General features: G+C 63.2%; 16 protein-coding genes. 3 read left to right on the top strand and 13 right to left on the bottom strand.

The features are described from left to right. The gene (locus tag SKA58_RS01535; protein ID WP_009820574.1) at positions 1-885 is read right to left on the bottom strand and encodes a plasmid partitioning protein RepB C-terminal domain-containing protein; all 885 of its coding nucleotides are present in this window, start codon (positions 883-885) and stop codon (positions 1-3) included. Continuing rightward, entirely contained in the window at positions 882-2,450 is a 1,569-nt protein-coding gene (locus tag SKA58_RS01530; RefSeq protein WP_037542002.1) for a recombinase family protein, read from the bottom strand. The genes SKA58_RS01535 and SKA58_RS01530 overlap by 4 nt, the downstream gene beginning before the upstream one ends. 75 nt (positions 2,451-2,525) lie before the next feature. Here SKA58_RS01530 and SKA58_RS01525 point away from each other — a divergent pair, with 75 nt between their 5' ends. Both SKA58_RS01525 and SKA58_RS01520 read left to right on the top strand, forming a co-directional pair. Next, positions 2,526-2,906 (top strand): hypothetical protein, encoded by a 381-nt coding sequence (locus tag SKA58_RS01525; RefSeq protein WP_009820572.1) that lies wholly within the window; start codon positions 2,526-2,528, stop codon positions 2,904-2,906. A gap of 140 nt (positions 2,907-3,046) precedes the next feature. Continuing rightward, entirely contained in the window at positions 3,047-3,337 is a 291-nt protein-coding gene (locus SKA58_RS01520) for a helix-turn-helix transcriptional regulator (protein ID WP_009820571.1), read from the top strand. On the opposite strand, the gene SKA58_RS01515 is transcribed toward SKA58_RS01520, so the two are convergent. The 11 genes from SKA58_RS01515 to ygfZ form a co-directional block, all read right to left on the bottom strand. Beyond that, a complete protein-coding gene (locus SKA58_RS01515) occupies positions 3,309-4,622 on the bottom strand; it encodes a tyrosine-type recombinase/integrase (RefSeq protein ID WP_009820570.1) in 1,314 nt (437 codons plus the stop codon). The genes SKA58_RS01520 and SKA58_RS01515 overlap by 29 nt on opposite strands. Before the next feature lie 235 nt (positions 4,623-4,857). Then, positions 4,858-6,429, bottom strand: coding sequence for a glutamine-hydrolyzing GMP synthase (guaA, locus tag SKA58_RS01510; protein ID WP_009820569.1), 1,572 nt, complete (start codon positions 6,427-6,429; stop codon positions 4,858-4,860). Between the two features lie 467 nt (positions 6,430-6,896). Continuing rightward, entirely contained in the window at positions 6,897-8,699 is a 1,803-nt protein-coding gene (locus tag SKA58_RS01505; RefSeq protein ID WP_009820568.1) for a sensor domain-containing diguanylate cyclase, read from the bottom strand. Between the two features lie 122 nt (positions 8,700-8,821). Continuing rightward, positions 8,822-9,442 (bottom strand): hypothetical protein, encoded by a 621-nt coding sequence (locus SKA58_RS01500; protein ID WP_198005916.1) that lies wholly within the window; start codon positions 9,440-9,442, stop codon positions 8,822-8,824. Between the two features lie 2 nt (positions 9,443-9,444). Further along, positions 9,445-11,685, bottom strand: coding sequence for a prolyl oligopeptidase family serine peptidase (locus tag SKA58_RS01495; RefSeq protein WP_009820566.1), 2,241 nt, complete (start codon positions 11,683-11,685; stop codon positions 9,445-9,447). A 108-nt stretch (positions 11,686-11,793) separates the two neighbouring features. Continuing rightward, a complete protein-coding gene (rplQ, locus tag SKA58_RS01490; RefSeq protein WP_009820565.1) occupies positions 11,794-12,219 on the bottom strand; it encodes a 50S ribosomal protein L17 in 426 nt (141 codons plus the stop codon). A 208-nt stretch (positions 12,220-12,427) separates the two neighbouring features. Further along, positions 12,428-13,492 carry a DNA-directed RNA polymerase subunit alpha gene (locus SKA58_RS01485; protein WP_037542000.1) on the bottom strand — a complete coding sequence of 355 codons (1,065 nt, stop codon included), beginning with the start codon at positions 13,490-13,492 and terminating at the stop codon, positions 12,428-12,430. Positions 13,493-13,612: 120 nt separating this feature from the next. After that, entirely contained in the window at positions 13,613-14,002 is a 390-nt protein-coding gene (gene rpsK / locus SKA58_RS01480) for a 30S ribosomal protein S11 (protein WP_004208752.1), read from the bottom strand. Positions 14,003-14,102: 100 nt separating this feature from the next. Next, entirely contained in the window at positions 14,103-14,471 is a 369-nt protein-coding gene (gene rpsM / locus SKA58_RS01475) for a 30S ribosomal protein S13 (RefSeq protein WP_009820563.1), read from the bottom strand. A gap of 192 nt (positions 14,472-14,663) precedes the next feature. Beyond that, positions 14,664-15,422 (bottom strand): glutaminyl-peptide cyclotransferase, encoded by a 759-nt coding sequence (locus tag SKA58_RS01470; protein ID WP_009820562.1) that lies wholly within the window; start codon positions 15,420-15,422, stop codon positions 14,664-14,666. Further along, entirely contained in the window at positions 15,419-16,168 is a 750-nt protein-coding gene (gene ygfZ / locus SKA58_RS01465) for a CAF17-like 4Fe-4S cluster assembly/insertion protein YgfZ (RefSeq protein ID WP_037542423.1), read from the bottom strand. Before ygfZ ends, SKA58_RS01470 begins: the two co-directional genes overlap by 4 nt. Positions 16,169-16,238: 70 nt before the next feature. Here ygfZ and SKA58_RS01460 point away from each other — a divergent pair, with 70 nt between their 5' ends. After that, positions 16,239-17,570, top strand: a complete 1,332-nt coding sequence (locus tag SKA58_RS01460) for a dihydroorotase (protein WP_009820560.1) — start codon at positions 16,239-16,241, stop codon at positions 17,568-17,570. Positions 17,571-17,573: the final 3 nt, after the last annotated feature.

Here is a 17,573-nt window from a genome sequence, read left to right as displayed (position 1 = left end):
CTACGCCTTCGTCGGTCCAATCCGCTCGGCCAGTGCGCGCGGCAAGGTGCTCAGCCCCTCCGCTCGCAGCAGCGTCACGAAATGATCGTCGGCCAGCAGACGCCGCATGGCGTTGGCGACGAACAGCAACCGGCTGCGCGCCAAGGAGGCGCGCTTGATCAGCAGCTTTTGCCGTTCCGTTTCGCGTTGATAGGCGCGGATCAGGCTCTCCGATGTGACAGGCTTTTGGGTGCGACCAACCCGCGATCCGCGCTTGTGAAGCTGCTTGCCGCTGGTGTTGCGCTGTTCGATGATCTGCCGGATCGCGAGTACCTGATTGCCCGGGATCGACTTTTCCTCATAGGCCTGCGCCAACGCCTGCTGAACCTCGCCCTCCTTGGCGCGGGCGATCTCCATGGCGATCGAATGCGGGATGACGCCGCGCTCGACCGCCGCGATCAGCTTCTCCTCGCCATTGTCGAGCAACAGGCAGATCGCGCTGACATACTCGACCGAGAAATCGACCTTGGCGGCGATCTCCGGGTGCGAATAGCCCCGGGCGCTCAGCGCGCCGATGGCGTGAACCAGTTCCAATGGGCTGTGCTGGCGCCGCGCAAGGTTCTCGACCAAGCTCATCACGTAACAATCTTCCTCGGCCGCATCGATCACGATAGCCGGGATTTCGGTCTGGCCGAGCGCGATGAAGGCCTCGAGGCGACCCTGACCGCACACGAGGTCAAACCGCGTCTTTCCGGGTCGCTGGCTGACCGTGATCGGCTTCTTCAGCCCGAGATGGGCAATGCTATTCACCAGCTCCTGGAAGATCCGCTTGTTGCGAACCCGCGGGTTGAGAATGGTGATCAGATCGACCGGCACCGAGCGGATTTCGGGGGGCGGCGCGCTCATGCGGCAACCTTCAGCGGCACGCGGCGCGTCAGATCGAAAAACGCCTCCAGCGTATCGAAGCGGTAGGCATCGAGCAGGATGCCGTTCTCTGGTGCGAGCCGCAGATTCGGCGTGGCGCCGACGTCCAGCCATGGCAGCAAGTAGTAGTCGTGAATGGCGGCGTTATCTTCCTGCATCCGCGCCACGATGGTGATGCTGGGCCTCAACCCGCTGTCAAAGCGCACCTTCCAGCGCAGCCCGCCGGCGGGGCTGATGTGGCACCGAGAGATCACCAGCGAGGCCGTGAACTCGTCGTTGATATGCAGGAGGTCGGTGACCGGGTCGCGGCGCACGGTGCCGCCGGCCGCGCCGATATCGGCGATGACCTGCGCCACGACATCGGGATGCAGTGTCCGCAGCGTTCGATTGGTCTCGATATAGCGATAGTCCCGCGACGGGGCGTAGCCGACAAGCTGATAGGCGCGCACCAGGCTTCCGAAGCGATGTCGGAAGGTCGAACTGGATGGCATGTCCTCGACCTCGTCGATCACGAGGCCCGACAACCAACCCTTCGCAACGAGCAAGGCTGACAGCCGACCAAGAAGCTCCTCGTCAGTGAAGCGGCGACTGCGCTCTTGAATAATCCGCTGGGCCGCTTCGAAGAAATCACGCTCGACGATCGCCTCGAAAGCCCCATCGCCCCGGACCCACATATCGGGCGTGTTCACCACCCGCTTGGCTTTCAGCTTGAAGGACGCCCGATTGTAGACGTTATTGCCGATGTACTTTTCATTGGTCAGCACCTGATGAACGGTTCCGCGTGTCCATGGCCGACCGAGATCGGTGAGGATGCCCTCATCATTGAGGGCTGCGGCGATCTCCGTTTCGGTGCGGCGCTGGACGACGAACATCCGGTAGAGACGCCGGACCACCTCGATCTCTTCAGGTGGCCCCGGCCTGAGCACGACCCGGTCCGTTTGCAGGCTCTTCTGCTCTCCATGATTGAGGACCGCTTTGGGCTGGCGATGCTCATCGACGAGATAGCGGCGTAGGCCAAAGCCCGCTGCGCCGCCTTGGCGGAAACCGAGGCGGATCAACCGGCACTGGCCAGTAAAAACCTTCACCGACAGCTCACGGCTATATTCGCCAGCCATCGCCCGCTTCATGCTCTTGATGATCGTCGCGCTCAGGCTGCCATCATTCTCGAACTGCTCAGCACAGTATTGAACGGCGATACCCGCTTCCCGGCAGATGAACTCGTAATAGGCGCTCTCATCAGCGTCCTGAAACCTGCCCCAGCGGCTCACGTCATAGACCAGGATCGCCTTGAAGTCGGTCTGACCGCCTCGCACGTCGGCGATGAGCTGCTGAAGCGATAGCCGACCATCGAGCCGAAGGCCGCTCTTGCCCGAGTCCTCGTAGGTCTTCACGATCTCGAAGCCACGCCGAGCGGCGTATTGGGCGATGATTTCGGCCTGGTTCTCGGTCGAATATTTCTGATGCTCCGTCGACATGCGGACATACTGCGCAGCGCGCACCGGAGGTCGCGGCGATGCTTCAGCAGTGACCGACTCCGATAGGTTCATCACACCGGCTGCTTTCGTTTAGGCTCCGAGCGGACAGGTTCGACTTCCCACCAAATCTATTGGGAGTCAGAACGAATGTCGTTCTCCGAGAAAGACCGAAAACTTCAGTCGAAAACTGGAAATTCTTTTCCGTCGCCCCAACCTAACGAGCCCCTTGCCGCCGCGATCGCCGCAGCGCTGAAGGCGGAATTTGGCAACACGCCCTCTGCCCACAAGACAGTGGCGCAGCTCACGCGCTCAAACGAGCGCGCGGTTCGGAACTGGTTCGAGGGCAAAAACAGCCCCAGCGGGGAGAACCTGGTAATCCTGATGCGTCACTCTGATCTCGTCCTCCGCACGATGCTCAGCTTGGCGGATCGGCAAGACTTGGTTTTGGCGATCGGTCTGGCGAGCCTGCGACGACAGCTTGTTGACGCCGTCGCGGCGATCGACGGACTGCCCCTCGCGCCTGACTAAGGGCTACGGGACGACAAGAACGACCCCGCCGATTTGTACGCCATTGCCGCCGCGAGCCCTACGCCGGTGCGTTCGCTCTTTTCATGTCGGGTCTATCGGCTCCAATCGGCATCAGACGCCAATCTCGTTGGAGTAGAGTTATGTCGACGAAATCTGAGGCCCTCAAAAAGCGGATGATCCGCCGCCATGAGCTTCGGCAGATCGTACCGCTGGCCGACACCACCATCTATGAGATGGAACAGCGCGGCGAATTCCCTCGTCGCTTTGCGCTCACCCCACGCTGTGTGGTGTGGGATCTGGCCGAGGTCGAAGCCTGGCTGACCGATCGCCTGGCGACAGCCCGGCGATCGCCAATCGACCGGGCGCCGCATCCCGATGTGCGCAAGCGTAAGGCACGTCCTGTCAAAGCGCCGGATCAGGCGCGAGCATAGGCATCGAGGGCGGAATTAGGACCGGCACGCGCTTCTGCCCTGCCACCCAGGCGTCGATGATATCAGACCATTCCTGCATCATATGCCGCCGCTGGTGCTCGTACTCCGCCTTGTTGTAGACGCCGCGCGAGGACCGCCCATCTTCATGGGCCAGGCACTTTTCGATCCAGTCACTGTTGAACCCCAGTTCGTTGAGCAGGGTCGATCCAGTCCGGCGCAAGTCATGTACCGTGAACGGCTCCAGCGGTAAGCCTTCCTTCTGCGCGCGCTCCACGACGGCGTAGGTGACGCGATTGAAGGTCGCCCGGGACATCGGCGCATCCGCATCATACCGAGACGGCAGAAGGTAGCGCGAGTTGCCCGCGCAAGTCTTCAACGCGATCATAATGTCGAGGCATTGCTGCGAGAGATAGACGTTATGCGCCTTGGATCGCTTCATGCGCTCTTTGGGGATCGTCCACACGGCGTTCTCGAAGTCCACCTCGTCCCAGACCGCATCCTGCAGCTCGCTCTTGCGCACCATTGTCAGCAGGAAGAGGCGCATCCCGAGTCGGATCGTTGGCAGCGTCGCCACATGGTCGAGCTGCTTGAGCATCACGCGAATTTCCGTCGGCGACAGCGACCGGTCCTTTGGAACGAACGTCGCGATCGAGGCGGGGCCGACATCGTCGGCCGGATTGGCAACCTTCTCGCCGTGCAAGATCGCAAACCCGTAGATCTGCTTGAGGATGTCGCGGACATGGATCGCAGTCGCCGGTGCGCCGCGATCAACGATCTTGCCGCAGTGGGCGCGCAGGTCATCCGGCGTGATTTCTGTCAACAGCCGGTTCTTCCAGACTGGCAGAAGCTCTCGTTCGAAGATCGAACGCCGCATCGCGCGGGTGCTGTCGGCCATCGGCGCCTTCACCAACCAGCGCTCTCCAAACTCACCGAAGCTCTTGGCCTCCTTGATCCGGCGTTTGTCGCGTTGTTTTTCCTGGGCCGGAGACCTGCCTTCGAAGACTGCACGTTTAGCGTCGATCGTCGCTTCACGGGCTCGAGCAAGGGACAAACCGGAGGGACCGTATTTCCCAAGCGTTAGCGTCTCGCGCCGCCCATGCAGCCGGTAGTCCAGCCGAAACGTCAGCGTCCCGGAGGTTGAGACCTGGACATAAAGGCCGTCACGGTCCGTGACTTTGTAGGCTTTCTCGCGTGGTTTCAGGTTCTTAAGGGCAACATCGGTGAGCATACCGACCTCCTCTACGCAAAATACCGTCAGGCGATTTTCGGCCATTTTCGCCGACATTATCGCTTGATTTACAATGGTTTAGTGCGGAAAAAATACCGTCACTGGCTTCAATACCTCTGACGGTATCGCTGGATTGGGCCAAGTGCAAGTTTGCCGGATACCGTCACGCATGACGCCAGAGCCAACCGCTGCTCAGCGATTGATCCCGATAGATAACGTGAGATAATCTTTTTATTTCAATGTGTTGATGGTTAAACACCGATTGATCGCGATAGCCAAAAATGGCCCCGAATCATTCCCACTCGATTGTGCCGGGGGGCTTGCTGGTATAGTCGTAGACGACGCGGTTGATGCCCTTCACTTCGTTGATGATACGGGTGGCGACGCGGCTCAAGAACGCGGCGTCGAAGGGGTAGATGTCGGCGGTCATGCCGTCGGTCGAGGTGACGGCGCGCACGGCGCAGACGCTGTCATAGGTGCGATGGTCGCCCATCACGCCCACGGTGCGGACGGGAAGCAGCACCGCAAACGCCTGCCAGATCGCATCATAGAGGCCGGCTGACCGGATCTCCTCCAGATAGATGGCGTCGGCCTTGCGCAATATGTCGCAGCGTTCCTTGGTCACTTCGCCGGGGATGCGGATGGCAAGGCCGGGGCCGGGGAAGGGATGGCGACCAACGAAAATGTCGGGCAGGCCGAGTTCCTTGCCCAGCACGCGCACTTCGTCCTTGAACAGTTCGCGCAGGGGTTCGACCAGCTTCATGTTCATTCGTTCGGGCAAGCCGCCGACATTATGGTGCGACTTGATCGTGACCGATGGACCGCCGGTGAAGGACACGGATTCGATGACGTCAGGGTAAAGCGTGCCTTGCGCCAGGAAGTCGGCGCCGCCGATCTTCGCCGCTTCCTCCTCGAAGACGGCGATGAATTCGCCGCCGATGAACTTGCGCTTCTTTTCCGGGTCGGTGAGGCCGGCAAGCCCGCCTAGGAAGCGGTCCTCCGCATTCACATGCACAAGCTTGATGCCATAATGTTCACGGAACAGGCTCACCACCTGTTCCGCTTCGCCCAGACGCATCAGGCCATGGTCGACGAAGACGCAGGTGAGCTGATCGCCGATCGCTTCATGGATGAGCACCGCCGCCACCGCGCTGTCGACGCCGCCCGACAGGCCGCAGATGACCCGGCCGTCGCCAACTTGGCTACGGATTTCGGCGATCTTGACCTGGCGGAACTCGGCCATGGTCCAATCGCCCGCGAGGCCGCAGACATGGCGGACGAAATTGGCGATCAGCTTTCCGCCGTCCGGCGTGTGGACGACTTCGGGGTGGAATTGCGTGCCATAGAATTTGCGGTCTTCGTCGGCGATGACGGCGAAGGGCGCGCCGTCCGACACGGCGACGATCCTGAAGCCCGGCGCGAATTGCGTGACCTTGTCGCCATGGCTCATCCACACCTGATGCCGCTCGCCCACCTCCCACAGACCGTCGAACAGGGCGCAGGGTTCGGTGACGGTGAGGAACGCGCGGCCAAATTCCCCGCCCTCGCCGGTTTCATGGCCGGGGCGGACTTCGCCGCCCAATTGATGGCTCATCACCTGCTGGCCGTAGCAGATGCCCAGAATCGGTACGCCTGCATCGAACAGGGCCTGCGGCGCGCGCGGGCTGCCTTCATCGGGAACGCCGGCGGGAGAGCCGGACAGAATGATGCCCTTGGGCTTTAAACGCTCGAAAGCCTCGGCGGCGGCGGTGAAGGGGGCGATTTCGGAATAGACCCCGGCTTCGCGCACACGCCGGGCGATAAGCTGAGTCACCTGGCTGCCGAAATCCACGATGAGGATCGTATCCTGAAGGGGCAGCGTCATCGAATCGCCTTTATGTCGAGTGGTGGCAGGGATTCGCGCCCGGTTAGTCGCCCCTTGGCGCAATGTCCAGTTGAGCGGGCCATGCCGGCTGCGCAAGGGGTTCGCGCCGTAGCCGGAGCGGCGGCGATGGCCGTGCGATGGGCCGCGGATATGGCGCCGCCGATGGCAAAAACGACAGGGGCGAAGTTCACAGTGTCACCGGGTTTTTCCGGCCCGAAGCGACCAGGAAGCGACCACAAGGCGACCACGAAGCGACACCGACGCGACACTGCATCGGCGGCGCGTGATCGTACAGATGGGCGTTGCCGAGGCGGCGTGGCGCGTGACGGATGAAGGAAGGCGTAAGCCGGCATCTGGCAGGATAGATCAGCTATTTTCCAACATTGGAAGGGTGTTGGAAGCGGACTGCGAATGGCAGCGGCTTCATGCCGACATGACGTATGCGCCGCGCTGAAAGACGGATCGTCTCAGGCCGCCAGATGCAGTCTGTTCCTTCCTGCGCGTTTGGCGGAATATAGGGCTCGGTCGGCACGGCGCAGGAGGGCGTCGGCGGTTTCTCCCTGCGCCAGCTCCGCTACGCCTATGCTGATCGTGACGGGGGGACCGCTGTTGGCTGCCTCGATCGTTTCCCTGATCCTTTCCCCCACGCGCAAGGCGGTTTCCTGGGTGGCATCCGGCAGGACGATGACGAATTCCTCCCCACCATATCTGCCAACGAGATCGCCGCTGCGCAGCTGAGCCGCCGCGTCCTGGGCGACGCGCTTGATCACCTCATCGCCGGTATGATGGCCGTAGCTGTCATTGATTCGCTTGAAATGGTCGATATCGAAAATGGCGATGGAAACGGACTTGCCGGACTGTTCCGCCGCGCCAATCGCCTGATCCAGAACAAATTCTGTTCGGCGGCGGTTGGCGATCCCGGTCAGCTGGTCCGTCTGTGCCATGATAAGCGCACGCTGCGCCGCGTCTTCGGCGCTCCGCCGAGCCTGTTCCATGCTTTCTTCATGCGCGACCTGCGCGGAAATATCCTGGATGATGCCGAACAGACCATAGGCTCCGTTCGATTCACCCTGATCCATCTCTCCCTTCGAAAAGACGTGCCGCACCTCACCGTTCGGGCGGACGATTCGCGCCTTGAATTCAAAGCTGGTGTGATGTTGCAGCGTTTGTTCGATATGCGCGCGTACCATGGGCCTGTCATCGGGATGATAGGCGTCAATCGCTTTGTCGAGCGCCGGCGGAACGGCGCCTGCCAATCCGTGAATGTGAAACACTTCCCGCGACCAGCTGATCGTCTGCGATTCCATGTCGAGCCGCCAATGCCCGATCTGCCCAGCCGATTCCGCGAGTTCGAGCAACCGCATTTTGCTGGCAAGCAGGCTGTTCAGCCGCTCTCTTGCCACCAGAAGGGTTGCGATCGGAAGCGCACCGGCAAAAAGCGCGAGCAGATAAATTTGCAGAAAGAGTCCGCGTGCGAAAGGGCCGCCATCCATCAATGCCAGGGGGCCATGGTCGAACACGGTCGCAACCGAACTGAACCCTGCGACGATGAGGACGCCGCCCGCCGCCCCTAGCGGTCCGAGGCGATACACCGCCATGAGGACGGCCAGCATGGGGAGGAACAGGAGCGGATAGCGCGATTGCCAGAAGCACAGTCCCGTTACTACCGCGACGGCCATAAATATCTTGATAGCCAAGAGTGCGGACGCCCACGATGCTTTTGACCGGCGGGCGAACACGCCCCTTCCCACGATCAACAGCAGTGGCGAGACGATGAGGATACCCAGAAGGTCCGTGGCGAACCAAGAGAGAAAAAAGTCGGCCGAGATCGTGGGACCTGTGATTGTTGCTATGGCTGCGCTCAGCAGCGTCGCGATGGCGGCTACTTTTGTGAAGCAGATGAGATCGCTCGGCTCGACGAAAGACACATGACAGCTGGTGCGATAGCGCAGCAGCCATAAGGCAATGACCGCCTCACTGATATTCGCAACGGTAAACATCGCGGATATCTGAAACGTGTTTCCCGCCAGCATATTGGCGAGAAGACTGGCGATGGCGGCTGCGGCGATATGCCATTTGAGACGCGATCTGGGCGTGGTCAGCACCACCGCCAGCATGATCCCGCTCGCTGGCCATAGTGCGGCAATGCCATCGCCGCTTCGGGTCAATTCCAGTGACCCAAATGCGGCCGCGAAATAGGACAAACCGGTCAGGACAGGCAGGGCTGTCCGATGCACCAAGCTGTTGATAAGGCGGACTTGCTGGCTCATTCAGCCATGGTGGCGTCGATTGGTTAACAGCTTGCTCAAAAATGGCTGAAACCGACGCATTTTAGCTCGGAAACTACGTGCGGGTGCTTATTCGGTTAAGCAAAAGCACAACCGGTCGGGTGTCAGCGCGAAACCAAGTCGCGGCTGAGATAGACCTGCGCCACGCGGCCGTCGCGGTCTATCGCGCAGGTGAAGCGGCGGGTCTGGCCGGTGGGGGCGCGGGTGCTGGCGCGCTGTTCAACCTGGCCGTCGATATTATAGCCGCCATTGGCTGCGGCGACCGGGCTGGCCATGGTGCGCACCTCGGCAAAGCCGCCGTCGCGCTCGGCTTCGTCGCGGGCGGCGCGGGCGCAGCTGTCGGCGAGCGCATCGTCCTGCGCGGCTATGTCGGAGAAATCGGCTTCGTCGACAGGCGGTGGCGGCGCGTCGCTGCCCAGATCATCGCCATAATCAGTGCCGGCGCGGGGCGGTGGCGCGTCATATTCGCCGCCGGTGATGGGATCGCGGACCTTGCGATCCTTCGACATCGAATTGGCGACGATCGCGACGGCGCCCACCAGAGCGGCCACGCCAATGGCGTCGCCCAGGCCAAAGCCGTCGCCGCGATGGCGGTGATGCCTGTCCCAGCCGCGATCCCAGCCCCGGTCCCAGCGCGGACGGGCTTCCGCCGCGCTGACGCTGCCCAGCAGCAGGCCCACGCTCACCAGCGCTCCGGTCATCCAGCGTGCCTTGGTCCCGATCATGCTCATTGGCCTCCTGCGACTATGGGAGCCATAACGTGCGCCGGCTGTCCAGCGGCTGAACGGGGCGCGGCGGCGGGGCGCGGGGCGATCGCAAGGCCGGTGAAATGGGCGGCGAAGGCGTAGCTGTCGGCATATTCGTCGATCAGCTTGTCGACCGGTTTGCCTGCGCCATGACCGGCGCGGCTTTCGACCCGCAGCAGGCGCGGTCGCGCGCCAAGGTCAGCGGCCTGGAGCGCGGCGGCATATTTGAAGCTGTGGGCGGGAACGACGCGGTCGTCGGTGTCGGCGGTACTGACGAGGATGGCGGGATAGTCCGATCCGCCCGCGATATTATGATAGGGCGAATAGCCGTAGAGCAGCGGAAAGGCGCGCCTGTCGGCGGGCGATCCATAATCGTCGGTCCAGTAGCGGCCGGCGGTAAAGCGATCAAAGCGCAGCATGTCCATGACGCCCACGGCCGGCAGCGCGGCGGCGAACAGATCGGGCCGCTGGTTCACCACCGCGCCGACCAGCAGGCCGCCATTGGACCGCCCCTCGATCGCAAGGCCATCAGGCGGCGTGAAGCCATTGGCTTTGAGATACTCCGCCGCGGCGATGAAATCGTCGAACACATTCTGCTTGTTGGCGCCGCGCCCGGCATCGTGCCATGCTCTGCCAAATTCGCCGCCGCCGCGCAGATTGGCGATGGCATAGACCCCGCCCTGCTCCAGCCAGGCCATGCGGGTGGCGGAATAGCCGGGCGTCAGGCTGATGTTGAAGCCGCCATAGCCATAGAGGATGGTCGGCGCGGCGGTCGCGCTGTCGGCCAGCGCTCTCTTGCGCAGGATGGTGAGCGGGATCATCGTGCCGTCCTTCGACGGGTAGAGCCGCTGTTCGATGCCATAGTCGTTCGGGTCGAAGGGCAGGTCGGGCTGGGCGAAAAGCTGGAACTGACGGGTCGCGGTGTCGAAGCGATAGATGCTGGCCGGCGTGACGAAGCCGGAAAAGCTGAAAAATGTCTCCGGATCGCCCGACCGGCCGCCAAAGCCAGCCGCCGTACCGAAGCCCGGCAGCGGCACGTCACCCACCCTGCGCCCGTCAAGTTCGACCAGTTCGGCGATCGTCTGCGCGCCGTTCATGGAAGCGAGGATCAGGCGATCGCCCACCAGCGCGCCGCCCACCAGCGTCTGAGCGCGTTCGGGCACGATTTCCTGCGCGCGCCTTCGGGGATTGGCGGCGTCGAGCGTGACCACGCGCCGGTGCGGCGCGCGATGATCGGTGAGGAAATAGAGCGTCGATCCCCGGCTGCCGATCAGCCGCCAGTCCTGCGCGGGACCGCGCACCAGCCGGCGCAGGACGATGGGTCCGCCGGTCAGGGGCGCGACATGGATTTCGCGGCGCGGATCGATACCTTCGAACGAGCTGACGACCAGCCAGCGCCCATCGGCCGTCACCTGCGCTTGATGGCTGAGCCGGGGGCGGTCGGGCGTGGCGTAGATCAGCTGATCCTGCCCCTGAGACGTGCCGATGCGGTGATAATAGAGGCTCTGGCCAAGGTTGGTCGAGCGGAACGTTTCGCCGGGACCGGGTGCGGCGAAACGGGAATAGAAAAAGCCTTCGCTCCGCCCGTCCCAAGCGGTTTGCGAGAATTTGACCCATTGGACGGCATCGTCGAGCGTGCGGCCGCTGTCGACGTCGATCAGGCGCAGCGTGCGCCAATCGCTGCCCGCATCCTGCACGCCATAGGCGAGCATCCGGCCATCGGGCGAGGGCGTCCACTCCGCGAGCGCGCTGGCGCCATCCTGCGCCCAGCTGTTGGGATCGAGCAGAAGCCGCTGCCTGCCCGTCAGCCCTTCGCGCACATAAAGCGGGGTCTGATTTTCCAGCCCCCGGTTATAGCCATAGAAATAGCGGTCGCCCGCCTTGCGGGGGACAGTGTAACGGCCATGGGCGAAGAGCGCCTGCAAGCGCGCCTTGAGCGCCTCGCGCCCCGGCAACGCGTCGAGATAGCGGCGAGTGAGCGCATTTTCCCGCGCCACCCAGTCGCGGACCGCCGGATCGGCGCGCAGGTCATTTTCCAGCCAGCGATAGGGATCGGCGACCGGCACGCCGAAATGATCCTCCACTATGTCCTGCCTGCGGGCGAGCGGATACCGCAGCGCCGGATCGCTCGCCGCGATCGCCGCGTCGTCGGGATGTGCGCGCAGCATGGCCGGGGCAGCGGCCAGCCAGAGCGACAGCAGGATCAGGGCGAAGCCGCGCATCCTCTCTTCCAAGCTCTTTTATACATAACCAAAACAGGCCGCGCTTCCCATAAAGGAAACGCGGCCTGTCGGTAAAGCATCCCGTCCCGCGGCGCGGGACCGCGAAGATCAGGCGGCTTCGAAATCGTCCTCGTCGGCGCCCTGGACCGGACCGGAATCCTGACCCTTGGCATCGACGTCGCGGTCGATCAGTTCGATGATCGCGACCGGGGCGGCGTCCGACGCGCGGAAGCCGGCCTTGATGACGCGGGTGTAGCCGCCGTTGCGGTCCTTGTAGCGTTCCGCCAGCACTTCGAACAGCTTGGTCAGCTGCGCATCGTCCTGGAGCCGCGAGCTGGCCAGACGGCGATTGGACAGCCCACCTTTCTTGGCGAGGGTGATCAGCTTTTCGACATAGGGACGCAGTTCCTTGGCCTTGGCGGTGCCGGTCAGGATCTGCTCATGCTTGATGAGCGAGGCGGCGAGGTTGCGCAGCAGGGCGGTGCGATGACCGGCGCTGCGCTGAAGCTTACGATGACCGATTTTGTGACGCATGTTCGTTTCCTTCGTTCGTTAAGGGCCCGTGTGAGGTAGCCCAGACCAGGCGACCCTTGAGGGTCGTCGCCCATGACCCATTCCGTTCGATTCGAGCCTGTCGAGAATTGTTCTCGACCGACGCGTCTCGACAAGCTCGAAGCCTGTCCTGAGCGACTGCTGCAAGCAGTCAGTCGAAGGGCTGCTCGAACCGAACGGCGGTTGGAGTTTAGCCCAACAGCTCCTGTTCGAGCTTCTTGGCCATTTCCTCGATATTTTCCGGCGGCCAGCCGGGGATGTCCATGCCAAGGCGCAGACCCATCGACGAGAGCACTTCCTTGATTTCGTTCAGCGACTTGCGGCCGAAATTGGGGGTGCGCAGCATCTCGGCCTCGGTCTTCTGGACCAAGTCGCCGATATAGATGATGTTGTCGTTCTTGAGGCAGTTGGCCGAGCGGACCGACAGTTCCAGTTCGTCCACCTTCTTGAGCAGATAGCGGTTGATCTGGTTGGCGTCGCTTTCGCCTTCCGAAGCGGCGGCACCAGCGGCATGGCCGGTGGCGGGCGCAGCGGCGGGCAGCGCGTCTTCGAAGTGGACGAACAGCTGGAGCTGGTCCTGCAGGATGCGCGCGGCATAGGCCACCGCGTCTTCCGGCGTGACGGTGCCGTCGGTTTCGAGCGTCAGCGACAGCTTGTCATAGTCCAGTTCCTGGCCGACGCGGGTGTTGTCCACCTTGTAGGCGACCTGACGGACCGGCGAATAGAGCGCGTCGACCGGGATGAGGCCGATCGGCGCATCGGCCGGACGGTTGGCGACGGCGGGGACATAGCCCTTGCCGACGTCAGCGGTCAGTTCCATGTTGAGCGTCGCGCCCTGGTCAAGGTGACAGATCACCAGGTCCGGGTTCATCACTTCGATATCGCCCACGACGCTGATGTCGCCGGCCTTCACCACGGCAGGGCCGGTGGCGGAAAGCTGGAGCCGCTTGGGGCCTTCGCCTTCCATCTTCAGCGCGACCTGCTTGATGTTGAGGACGATGTCGGTCACGTCTTCGCGCACGCCGGTCAGCGACGAGAATTCATGCAGGACGTTCTCGATCTTGATCGAGGTGACCGCCGCGCCCTGAAGCGAGGACAGAAGAACCCGACGCAGCGCGTTGCCGAGCGTCAGGCCGAAACCGCGCTCCAGCGGCTCGGCAACGAACGTCGCCTTGCGCTTGCCGTCGCCCGACGCCTTGATCTCGAGGCTGTTGGGCTTCTTCAATTCCTGCCAGTTCTTCATGTTGACAGTCATGTATTTCCCCTGGGGATGGGCCGAAACGCTGTATGATCCTGACCCGACAGGAACGTTCCGGCGATGCAAACGGGAAAACGGGCGACGCGTCCGCCGCCCGCATGTCATGCAACGCTGCGGTTAGACGCGGCGACGCTTGGACGGACGCACGCCATTGTGCGGGATCGGCGTGACGTCACGGATCGAAGTGATGTGGAAGCCCACGGCCTGGAGGGCGCGCAGAGCCGATTCACGGCCCGACCCCGGACCCTTGACTTCGACCTCGAGGGTGCGGACGCCATGTTCGGCCGCCTTGCGGCCGGCGTCTTCGGCGCAGACCTGCGCGGCATAAGGGGTCGACTTGCGGCTGCCCTTGAAGCCCATCATGCCGGCCGAGGACCAGCTGATCGCATTGCCCTGGGCATCGGTGATGGTGACCATGGTGTTGTTGAAGCTGGCGTTGACGTGCGCGACGCCGGCCGAGATATTCTTGCGTTCGCGGCGCTTAATGCGCTGAGGTTCGCGTGCCATTTTGCTCTATCCTACTGAAACTTGTGAGGCTGGAGGCGTCATCCCGTGGGAGAGCTGCCCCCGGCGGAGAAGAAGACGAAACAGTCCCCCGGACTGTTTCTTACTTTTTCTTACCAGCGATCGGCTTAGCCTTGCCCTTGCGGGTGCGCGCATTGGTGTGCGTGCGCTGGCCGCGAACCGGCAGGCCCTTGCGATGACGCAGGCCGCGATAGCAGGCGAGATCCATCAGGCGCTTGATATTCATCGCGGTTTCGCGACGCAGGTCGCCTTCAACCGTGTGATCGGCGTCGATGGCTTCACGGATCTGGAGGACTTCGGCGTCCGACAGGTCCTGAACGCGGCGGCTATGGTCGATGCCCAGCTTGTCGGCGATCGACACGGCGGTGTGGCGGCCGATGCCGTGAATGTAGGTGAGCGCGATGATCACGCGCTTGTTGGTCGGGATGTTAACACCCGCAATACGTGCCATGGTAAACTATTCTCCTGCTCCACAGGGCGCTTGCGCAACCCTATCTCAAAGCGTCCGGGCCATGCTTCCCTGGCAAGGAAGAATGGCCGATTTCCTATCCCCCCAGACGCAAAAAAGACGGCCAGTGCGAAAAGCACTGCCGCTCGCCAGCGTGTTGGGGAGGGTCGCCATTAGCGATTCGGTACATCCAAGTCAACCGCGCGGCCGGGTTTCCACGCGAATCTCAAACAGCTTGGGCCAATATTTTCCGGTGACGAAAATCCGGTCCCGCGCCGCGTCATAGGCGATGCCATTGGTCACGGCTTCACTGTCTGTGACGCCCGCCTTCGCGCGCAAGGGCGCAAGATCAATCCAGTCGATGACCGTGCCCGATGCCGGGTCGATGCGGGCGATGCGCGTATCATACCAGATATTGGCCCAGATTTCGCCGCGCACATATTCCAGTTCATTGAGGCGCTGCACCGGGCGGCCGTTCCAGGTCACGGTGATGCGCCTTTGTTCAGCCAGGCTGTCGGGATCCAGGAAGCGCAGCTGCGCCGTGCCATCGCTCATGATGATGTGCCGGCCATCCTGGGTCAGCGCCCACCCCTCCCCTTCATAGCGGAATTCGCCCTGCGGCGCGAAGTCGGCCAGCGACCAGACGAAACCGCGCCGGTGCCGCCAGGTCAGGCTGACGATCCGATCCTTCCAGTTGACGATGCCTTCACCGAAATAGGGCGGATCGACGACGCGGCGTTGCAGCACCTTGCCGCTTTTGAGCGCCACCTTGCGAATGTCGGAGCGGCCCTCAAGCCCGGTACTCTCGTAAAGCGCGCCGTCGTGATAGAAGAGCCCCTCGGTAAAGGCGGACGGATCGTGCGGGTAGGTTTTGACCAGGGTCCAGGGCGTTTGCGCCTGGGCGGGCGCACCGAGGAGACAGGCGGCGAGGACCGCCAGCAGCGCGCGGATCATACCGCAGCTTCCCCCGCGATCGCCGCGGCAAGCCAATCAGGCAGCAGCGCCGGGTCCAGCCCCTCCACGCGGCGAAGCTCGATCGACAGGCCAAGATCGGGCAGGGCGGCGCGCTGGCGCTTGTCATCCGCCTTGCCGAGCGGGACGGCGACCAGCCGGCGGCTCACCTTGTTACGATAATGCATGCGCGCGGTATTTTCCTGCCCGACATAGCAGCCCTTGTCATAATCGACGCCGCCCAGTTCCTGCGCATTGGTTTCCAGCCAGAGGACCTGGTCCTGCCCCAGCTCCTCGACCCCTTCGAACACGCCGAGCGAGAGACGATGGGTGCGGAAGGCGGCGGCGGCATCGCCCTCCCCGGTCTGGTCATCCGCCGACGCAAGCCAGCGATGGCCGAGCGCGGGAAGGCGCGGATCATGCGGCTGGTCGGCCGCGTCAGGGGACCAGTGCACCGCCAGCGCCTCTTCGCGCGCGATCGTCACTTTGCGGCGCAGACGATAGAGGGTGAGGCGCTTTGCAAGCATGTCGGCCTGCGAAGCCTCGCAGTCGATCAGCACGTCGCCGCCATCTTCCCACAGGATGACGTCGAACAGCGCCTTTCCCTGCGGCGTCAGCAGGCCGGTCCAGCGCGGATGGCCTGGCTGCAATGTCAGGACATCGCGGGTCAACAGGCCCTGAAGAAAGGCGCGCGCCTCCTCCCCGGAAATTCTAAGGAGCGCGCGGTCAGTGAGGGTGGTGCCGGTCATCGGCTTTAGGTAGGACGGCAACAGGACGAAGCCAAGCCGTTCGCGCGGCCAGAGCAGACAGGAATTTGCCATGACCCAGACTTTCGACATGATCCTGAAGAACGGCACGGTCCATACGCCCGGCGGCGCGGAGCAGGTCGATGTGGGCGTGCGCGGCGGGAAGGTCGCCGCGATCGGCACGTCGCTGGGCGACGCGGGCGAAGTGATCGATTGCACGGGCCTGGACGTGCTGCCCGGCTGCATCGACAGCCAGGTTCATTTCCGCGAACCGGGGCTGGAGCATAAGGAAGATCTGGAATCGGGCAGCCGCGCCGCGGTGATGGGGGGCATAACCGCGCTGTTCGAGATGCCCAACACCAATCCCAATACCGACACCGCCGAGCGGGTGCATGACAAGCTGAGGCGCGCGCATCACCGCATGTGGTGCGACCATGCCTTCTACGTCGGCGCGACCGCCGATAATGCCGAGAAGCTGAAGGAACTGGAGCGCATTCCCGGCACGTCGGGGGTCAAGATCTTCATGGGGGCGTCGACCGGCAGCCTGCTGGTCGATGACGACGACGCCCTGTCGCGCGTGCTGGCGAGCGGCACGCGCCGCGTCGCCATCCATGCCGAGGACGAGGCGCGGATGAATGCGCGCAAGGATTTGCGGGTGGAGGGCGACCCGTCGTCGCACCCGGTCTGGCGCGATGATGAAAGCGCGATGATCGCCACGAAGCGGATCATCGCGCTGGCCCGCAAGGCGCGACGCCGTATCCACATCCTGCACGTCACCACGCCCGCAGAACTGGAATATATCGGCCAGAACAAGGATATCGCCACCTGCGAGGTGACGCCGCAGCATCTGACGATGGCGGCCGAGGACGCCTATCCGCGGCTGGGCACCTATGCGCAGATGAACCCGCCGATCCGCAGCGCCGCGCATCGCGACGGCCTGTGGTTCTGGCTCAACCAGGGCGTGCCCGACGTGCTGGGCAGCGACCATGCGCCGCACACGATCGAGGAGAAGGCCAAGCCCTATCCCGCCAGCCCCAGCGGCATGCCGGGGGTGCAGACGCTTATCCCGCTGCTGCTCAACCATGTGGCGCAAGGGCGACTGACGCTGCGCCGCTTCATCGAACTGACCTCGTCGGGGCCGCAGCGCGTGTTCGGGCTGGTGGGCAAGGGGCGGATCGCGGTCGGCTATGACGCGGATTTCACTGTGGTCGATCTCAAGAAACAATGGACCGTGGACAGGGACTGGCTGGCGTCGCGCTGCGACTGGTCGCCCTTCGACGGCGATCGGCTGACCGGCAAGGCGGTCGGCACCATCATTCGCGGCAACCGCGTAATGTGGGAAGACGCGCTGGCCAACGATGCGATCGGCGAGCCGGTGCGGTTCGAGGCGACCGAATATAATTGAGCC

Source organism: Sphingomonas sp. SKA58 (assembly GCF_000153545.1).
GTDB classification, from domain to species: Bacteria; Pseudomonadota; Alphaproteobacteria; order Sphingomonadales; family Sphingomonadaceae; genus Sphingobium; species Sphingobium soli.
This window is presented reverse-complemented; position numbering and strand designations above follow the sequence as displayed.